6 protein-coding genes are annotated in these 7,745 nt (G+C 65.6%); 2 read left to right on the forward strand and 4 right to left on the reverse strand.

What is annotated here, in order from left to right; translation table 11 throughout:
* Position 1 precedes the first annotated feature (1 nt).
* Positions 2–442 (reverse strand): helix-turn-helix domain-containing protein, encoded by a 441-nt coding sequence (locus tag AB0L75_RS28555; RefSeq protein WP_365186282.1) that lies wholly within the window; start codon positions 440–442, stop codon positions 2–4.
* Positions 443–453: 11 nt separating this feature from the next.
* Between AB0L75_RS28555 and AB0L75_RS28560 the strand changes: the two genes are divergently transcribed.
* Entirely contained in the window at positions 454–1,248 is a 795-nt protein-coding gene (locus AB0L75_RS28560; RefSeq protein WP_365186285.1) for an ATP-binding protein, read from the forward strand.
* Between the two features lie 319 nt (positions 1,249–1,567).
* Here the strand turns inward: AB0L75_RS28560 and AB0L75_RS28565 are convergent, their stop codons facing one another.
* Positions 1,568–2,329 carry a hypothetical protein gene (locus AB0L75_RS28565; protein WP_365186288.1) on the reverse strand — a complete coding sequence of 254 codons (762 nt, stop codon included), beginning with the start codon at positions 2,327–2,329 and terminating at the stop codon, positions 1,568–1,570.
* 21 nt (positions 2,330–2,350) lie between these two features.
* Between AB0L75_RS28565 and AB0L75_RS28570 the strand changes: the two genes are divergently transcribed.
* Complete coding sequence (locus tag AB0L75_RS28570) at positions 2,351–2,662, forward strand: hypothetical protein (protein WP_365186290.1); 312 nt, start codon at positions 2,351–2,353, stop codon at positions 2,660–2,662.
* 419 nt (positions 2,663–3,081) lie between these two features.
* Here the strand turns inward: AB0L75_RS28570 and murJ are convergent, their stop codons facing one another.
* Both murJ and AB0L75_RS28580 read right to left on the reverse strand, forming a co-directional pair.
* Positions 3,082–5,232 carry a murein biosynthesis integral membrane protein MurJ gene (gene murJ, locus AB0L75_RS28575; protein WP_365186292.1) on the reverse strand — a complete coding sequence of 717 codons (2,151 nt, stop codon included), beginning with the start codon at positions 5,230–5,232 and terminating at the stop codon, positions 3,082–3,084.
* A 1,439-nt stretch (positions 5,233–6,671) separates the two neighbouring features.
* On the reverse strand, positions 6,672–7,745 hold a 1,074-nt coding region (locus tag AB0L75_RS28580; protein ID WP_365186294.1), incomplete at its 5' end, for an alpha/beta fold hydrolase.

The raw sequence follows: 7,745 nt of genomic DNA on the forward strand, positions 1-7,745 counted from the left end.
TTCACGTCCAGGTCGGCCAGGATCCGGCCGACCTGGGAGGCCGATATCGCGGCGGAGACGGTACCCGCAACCTGGGCGGCGATGGCCGTGTGGGCCAGGTGGCGGCGGGTCCGGGCGGAATGCTGGTGGCCGCGGCGACCACCGCGACGCGCACCAGGTCGTGGTAACGGCGCGGCCGGCCTGAGCGGGCGGCGTCCTTCAGGCCCTCCAGCCCGTGCTCGGCGAACCGTCCGCGCCACTTGCGGACCGTGTTCACGCCCACTGCCAGACGGCGCGCGATCGCCGCGTTGCCTGCCCCGTCCGCTGCGGCCAGCACGATCTGGGCCCGCAGGACCTGCCTCACCTGTGCCTTCGCCGACGAGGCGATCCGCTGCAGTGCACCGCGCGTATCCTCGTCCAGCACCACCGGTATTGCCGCACATCGCCCCGAGCCCTCGGTCATGAGCAATGATCATGACCGAGGACCGGTCAGGGGCGGCAGGATGGGGCCGTGCCGAAGAACCCGCCCGAGTCCTGCAGCACCACCTGCGCCAGCGGCTCAACGCCCACACCACCGAGCACTGGCCGCAACTCACCCGGGTCCACGTCCGATTCCGAGCCGGCTTCGCCTACGTAGACGGCGAGTTGAAGGACGGCGAGCGACTGCCGCTATGCCGCCTGCGCTTCACCGGCGTCCTGCACACCTGGGGCTTCGCCCTCTACGAGGCCAGCAACGACAGCTACCGGGACAACATCCTCCCCAGCGGTCTGCCGGCCGGCTCAGCGGAAGAGGCCCTGGACTGCGCGGGCGACCTCTACCTCAAACCTCACCCGCCGGGCGGCTCCGGGCCGACCAGCGTGCCAGCGGGACTCGTGCTCCTCGTCGGCCCACCGGCTTCCGGCAAGACCAGCTTCGTGCGGGCACTGATCGCGCACGGCCAGATCGAGGAGGACGCCGTGGTCTCCAGCGACGAGATCCGCGCGGAACTCTTCGGCACCTCACCCACCGACGCGGACCCCGACACGGCGGACGCCCGAGTCTTCGAGGAACGCGACCGCAGGATCGCCGCCCGGCTCGCCGCCGGACAAACAGCAGTCGCCGAGTCCACGAACGTCACCCCACAGGCGCGCGCCCGACTCATCGCCATCGCCAGGCGCTTCAACGCCCCGGTGACCATGCTGCGATTCACCGCGGACCTCAGCGCTCTCCTCCAACAGCACGCAGAGCGAGACCGTACTGACATCACCGCCGCAGACGTCGTCGCCTAGGCCGCAGTCATGGCCCGCCACGCCACGGGTGACCAACTGCGCACCGAGGGCGCAAACGCCGTCCACGACGTCCCCGGACGCCCTCAACGGGCCACGCCCGCCGAGGCCGCAGCCCACTTCTCATTCACCTGACAACCCGACGCATCCAGACTCGACTCCCCCCCCTCACGAACTTCTGCGGAGCAGCACTAGCGCGCGCCACCGCCTGCCAGTTGGCAGTGACACGCCCTCGAACCGGCCCCCGCCTCCGCTGTACTGATGGGACGGACGCCGCCGAGGCAAGGCCGGCAAGCAGGCGAGACAACGTACATCGATCGCATCAGAACAGCGCTTCTCTGGCACCCGTGGAAGGCACCGCATCTGGGAGCGGTGCGCCTGCGGGAAGCGGCAGGTTGGTCACGACGAACTGGTTCAGGATGTCATCGCGATCCATGAACATGATCTGGCTCCGCTTCGCCGCGTCCAAAGCGTTGCCCAGCCAGTTGCGGGCAGCCTTGGTGATCCCCCCGCCGGCCACGATGAACGCGTGGTCGACAAGGACGCGCCGGTTGGTCTCGGGGTCGAAGATCTCGTGCGCCAGCATCATCAGGGCCTGGTTGTGGATCTCGGCGATGTTGGCATTGCCCGCCCTGGACTTTCCGGTGGCGTCCAGCTTTTCGCGCTTCACCTGGATGCCGAAGTACAGGAAGTGCTGGGTCGGCAGGGTGTAGCGCATCCAGATGTCCTTGCCGTACTCCAGCGCCTTGTCCCGGTGCCCGGCCGCCGTGATCCGGTGAAAACCCAGCTGCCGGAACAGCGGCAGCAGCACTTCCTCAATGAGTGCATCCTCGCTGCACGTGTCCAGAAACGCGGCAAGTGCGGTACGCCGCTGCATCTCGGCAACGCTCAGCGGACGATGTGGGTTCTTGGCCAACATCGAGACAGTGTTCGTTCCGATGTGGCGCAGGTAGCAGTGCTTGTCCTGCCCGTGGAAGGCTTCGAACCCTTCCCGGGCGAGCGCATTGTTCAGCAAGCGCAAGGCATTGGGCCGGTCGAGACCCTCGTTGAGGGCATCCGCCGGATTCATCAGGTGGTCGATCACCCGGCAGAAGGACTCCGGCGGATGCGCAGGCCCCTCGTGCGGCTCCGCCAACAATTGTTCCAGAGCGTCAGATACCTCGAAGCCCAGGAAGCGGCATGGCGCCACGCCACCCGACTGACCGAGTACGTGAGCGCGGTACTCGCACGAATCGAGGCCATGCCACCGGGTCAGACCCGAACCGAAGCTGAAGCATGGATCAGCTGGGCAACAGCCACCGTGGAGCGCCTCGACCCACTGAACACGCCGCCTCGGCTGCCCGGCATTCCCAGCCCACGTGCCGACGACCTGAAACCCTTCCTCGGGCACTGGATCCCCTACGGCCCCGCCTACTGAACGCCCTCTCCGCAAAAACGTCCGGCCCTCCGAAGTACGGCGCAGCGCGACAGCCGCCGCCATCAGCGGCGCCGGAACTCGGCTGCCTTCCTCCAGCTCCCGCAAGGACAGCCTGCGGGGCCCTCACCTGGCATGAGAACGGCGACCTTTCGTGCTCATGAAGCACTACCCGCTGGCGTTCGAGGCGGACGCGGTCGCGCCGTACCAGTCGCGCCCTGAAGCGCAGTCAACCGCAATCCTGTGAGTCAGATCAAAAAACGCTAAGGGTGGTCACTCATCCATCATTTCACATGACCCGCGCCGGGCATGGACGACTGTCGACGGCGCCCTTCGACAAGAGGGCGCCGGCAACAGATCTCGTCCGCAGATCAGGCGGCCCCCACGCACAGCCGAGCGAGTGCGCGGGCGCCGTGACGCGATCAACGCCCAAAGCGTGCCCGCAACACCCCTACCATCGCGTCGAGCTCCTCGATCTTCATACGCCGTGCCGCGACGTAGAAGAGAGCCACCAGCACGGCCCCGCCGCCGACCAGGGCGACGAAGCCCCCGAACACCCCGCTCCCGACGAGGTGCATGATCAGATAGCCGACCGCCCCCGCAGTGAGTGCCGCGGGGACGGACGCGACGCACAGGCGGGCATACGTGCGCCTGACACGTGCGCCGTCCAGGTCTCCGTCCAGCCGCTTGCGCAGTCGGCGCCAGGCAACGCCCACTCCGACCGCGTAGGCCAGTCCGTAGGACGCCGCGATACCAATCACGGCCCATCGCGCGGGAAGCACGTAGAAGCACACCGCGGACGCGGCCGCATTGACGGAGGCGATGACGACGGTGTTGTAGAAGGGCGTCTTAGTGTCCTCGAAGACGTAGAAGCCTCGCAACACCACGTACTGCACGGAGTACGGGATCAGGCCCAGCCCGAACGCGCTGAGGGTGTAGCCGATGTTCTGGGCCCCGTTCGCGCCCGATCCTCCGTACAGCATGTTGGCCATCGGCACGCCCAGCGCCAGGAAGGCGAAGGCACTCGGGACGATGGCGACGGCGGAGGTCCTCAGTCTGTCCGAGATGTCGAGCCGCACCGCCGCCAGGTCACCGTCGATGACGGCCCTGGACATCCTGGGCAGCGCAGCCGTCATAAGTGACACCGTGATGATGGCGTGGGGCATCTGCCACAGCAGAAGGGCGTAGTTGTACGCGGTGATGCCGGTGCCGGTGTGCCCCTGCTTCTCCGCCACCGCGCCCGCCCACGTCGCAAGCTGCGTCACGACGATAAGGCCGATCTGGTTGGCGAGGACGAAGAACAGGGTCCACTTGGCCAGTGCCGCGGCCTTGCCCAGTCCCTGGCCCTTCCAGTCGAATCGAAGGCGGACCCGGAATCCGGTCTCCCGCAGATACGGCAACATCGCGCCAGCCTGAACGGCGAGCCCGAGCAGCGTACCCACGCCCAGGAGCCTGACCCCTTCGGACGGGAGAGTGGACGCGCTCACCCCGGAGCCCGGGTAGCTGCCGTAGGCCCAGATGAAACCGCCGAAGGTCATGATGACGATCAGGTTGTTCAGCACAGGTGTCCACATCATGGCGCCGAACCGACCGCGCGCGTTGAGAACCTGTCCCACTACGACATGCACGCCCATGAAGAACATCGTCGGCAAGCAGTAGCGGGCGAAGGTGACCGCGACCTCCATCTGGTGGGGGTCATCGGCCATCTTCGGCGCGAGCATGCTGACGAGCGGGCGTGCGCCCAGAACACAGACTGCGGTGACCGTCGCCATGAGGACCATGACGAGCGTGAGCAAACGATTGGCGTAGGTCTCGCCCCCGTCGTCGTCATCCTTCATGGCGCGCACCAGCTGGGGGATGAACACGGAGTTCAACGCGCCACCGCCGACCAGTACATAAACCATGGTCGGCAAGGTGTTGGCGACTTGATACGTGTCATTCAGCGTGCCCACGCCGATTCCGGCCGCCATGACCAGCGTGCGCAGAAAGCCAGTGACCCTCGAAACGATCGTCCCTGCGGCCATCAGCGCGCTTGAATTCAGCAGACTCGCCGCGCGCCCCGATTTCCTCGGGGGCTCCCCGTCGGTCCCGGCGGTGGCATCGTCAGCGTCAAACACCCCTGCTGGTGTCGTCATGGCCGTCTCCGACGAGGCGGGAGCAGGGACTGCGGTCTGCCCGTGAACAGTCCCGCTCACGCTGCCGCGTTGGTCCTGGTACAGGTAGGCGAACGCGTCCGAGTCATGCTGGCCGGCGTGGGCGTGAGGCGCCGGGTCGTAGGGGTTTCCGGATTGCGTCGAACCTCCGTCACCGCCATACCCGAAGTCACCCTGCATCCCTTGTTGTTGAGGATGAGGAATCGACGTCCCCGTGTAGGAGCCGGATGGGTAAGAGGTCGGCGGCGGCACCGCATAGGGCGATTGCACCGCTGCGTCGTCCGCGGTGGTGTTGGGGTATTGATCCGCGTCCTGGCGATAAATATCGTGGGTGTACCAGTAAGGGTCGGCATATGCGCCCTCGACCGGAGCCGAGCCCTCCGGCTCGTGCTCGTACCCGCTCCCATGCGACTCGCTCATCGTAAACCCACCTAATCGTCCTCCGGTAAGCTCCCGCGACGCCGGTTACCGATCGACGTCCAGGCTAGGCCAAGCCACACAAAATTGACCGCTCCCCATACCTGGGGGTGCAGGACGATCACCCGAAACACTCCTGGATGGGTGATGTGCACCTTTTGGGTGCCGGACTGAGGTGAAACCCAGTCACGCTATGGCGGCTTTGACCAACACGGCTAGAGTAGTGGATCTATTGGCCGCCGTCGGTCGGCTCTCGTCAGGTCACGACATCGCCCCCCAGGACGACCGCCTGCAGCTCACCCTCTGGGGACTTGGATGCCGCAGTTTTCGGATCTGTTGAAGGTGGTGTAGGAGCGGGGCGGCAACGGCGTGCTGCGGGGCCGGCTGTACTGGTGTGGCTGTCGCCATTTGGGACGACCGAGGATCGCAACGTCACCCACTGCGGGGCCACGCTGCGCGGTCCGGAACTACCCTGCCGGGCACCCAGCGAGGCGACCGTGCGCCGGGTACTGCAACGCATCGACGGCGAGGCGCTCGACGCGGCGATCGGTACCCGGCTCACCGCTCGTGCGGACGCGGCCGGACCGCCGACCAGGAAGAACACCTGCCATTTCGACAGGTGCGGGCGGCCACATCGCGATGGACGGCGAATCCCTGCGCGGCGCTGTCCGCGCTGCGCGGGGACAGCATCGTACTGGCCCAGCGCAAGGTCGACGCCAAGAGCAACGAGATCACCGCGTTCCGGCCGTTGCTTCACCCGCTGGACCTCACCAGTTGCGGTGGTGGCCTTCGATTGAACTGCTGTCCCAGACCGACCAAGCGAAGTACCTGGTCGAGGAGAAGGGCGCGCACTGCATCGCCGTGTTCAAGGCCAACCACCCGCACCCGACCCTGCATACCCTGATGAAGGGTCCTCCCTGAAAGGACGTGCCGCTGACACTCCCACCACCGCCCTCGGCCGTGACGAGATCCGCCGCCTGAAGACCGTCACTGTGCCGCGGGTGCGGTTCCCATACGCCAGCCAGGCGCTGCAGATCGTCCGTCGGCGGCGCACGGTGTAAACCAGGAATGTGCCACTCGAACGTCTTTACGCGGCCACCAGTCTGGCGGTTCACCAGGCAGCAACCGCTGACCTGGTGGCTCGGCCGCTGGCAACCCTCGGACTCACGTGATCATTCCCGGCAGATAACGAGAACGACGGAGCCCCGGCGCCCTGGACCGGCGTGATCGCCGACGCCCTGCAATGACTCACGGTCACGCCGAACCCCGGCTGACCAACAGCTTCCCGCCCCTCCGAGCAACACCACCCGACCGGAACCATGGACCCGGCGCACACCCGACGCGATAGACCGGCCACCAACCCGCCCACCAGCAGGATCTCCACCCCGAACGAGCCGAAAGGGTCCGTCACCAGAGTGACGGACCCTCAGGCAAGATCGGGGCTAACTGAAGTCCGGAGCAAGAATTGCAGCTATCTCCCGCATGGACTCGGGTGCACCCATCTGTCCATGAGTAACAGGGAGATCATAATTCCGAATGACGCCGAGAATATGCGGAGTCCAGTCAGTCAAGATGGGATCACCCTGCACCTTCCCCTTGGCAGCGGTGAAGAATATAATGTCGCCCTTATAGCGTTGGGGACGAAAGCTGTACCTGAGGCCGATATTATTCGCCAGCACTCTCACAGAGGCCTCTAGTTGCGCTTCGTCCACCTCATCGATCAGAACTGTGTCATCTTCAGTGGTACCCACAGCGTTAGATGATCCTGCAGTCATCCTTGTGTGAAGGCGAAGATCCTCCTGCACCTCGGCCCGCAGCACCTCTTCGTCCGCAGTGAAACCCATCTCCGTACTACGCACCGGATACGCGTCCATGATCGCTAGCACGGAAATTTCTTCGCCAGAGCGTTGAAGTTGCACGGCCATTTCGTGAGCAACAAGCCCTCCAATAGACCAGCCCAAAATATTGTACGGCCCGGAAGGCTGGATCGCTCGTACTTGCCGAATGTAGTCAGCGGCCATCTCTTCGACTGTGTTCGGCAGATCCGTGTCCCCGTCGAGACCTCGAGCTTGTATCCCATAAATCGGCAGTTCCTCAGGGAGGTAGTTTGCCATCTGCGTATACACCCAGGCATAGCCCCCACCAGGGTGGATGCAGAACAGCGGAGACATGCTTCCCTTGCTTTTGATGGGTACAAGGGTTCCTGCGTCTTCGTGCATCGAGGCTGCACTGATTGCCCGCGCGAGTCCCGCAACAGTTGAGTTCTCGAAGAGGGTGCGGATGGGCAGTTCGCAGCCCAGGGTGGTGCGGATGCGGGCGGCGAGGCGGGTGGCGAGCAGGGAGTGTCCGCCGAGGGTGAAGAAGGAGTCGTCGATGCCGACGTGGTCGAGGTTGAGGATGTCGGCGAACAGGCCGGCGAGGACCTTCTCCGTCTCCGTGGTCGGCCGTCGGTCACCTGTGGCGGCCTGGCGGTCGGGGGCGGGCAGGGCCTTGCGGTCCAGTTTCCCGTTCGGTGT

It is taken from the genome of Streptomyces sp. NPDC052101 (assembly GCF_040680235.1).
GTDB lineage: Bacteria > Actinomycetota > Actinomycetes > Streptomycetales > Streptomycetaceae > Streptomyces.

Coding starts and splice junctions, on each gene's coding strand:
- AB0L75_RS28560 (WP_365186285.1), top strand. CDS start 454: ATGACCGAGGACCGGTCAGGGGCGGCAGGATGGGGCCGTGCCGAAGAA.
- AB0L75_RS28555 (WP_365186282.1), bottom strand. CDS start 442: ATGACCGAGGGCTCGGGGCGATGTGCGGCAATACCGGTGGTGCTGGAC.
- murJ (WP_365186292.1), bottom strand. CDS start 5,232: ATGAGCGAGTCGCATGGGAGCGGGTACGAGCACGAGCCGGAGGGCTCG.
- AB0L75_RS28570 (WP_365186290.1), top strand. CDS start 2,351: ATGCGCAGGCCCCTCGTGCGGCTCCGCCAACAATTGTTCCAGAGCGTC.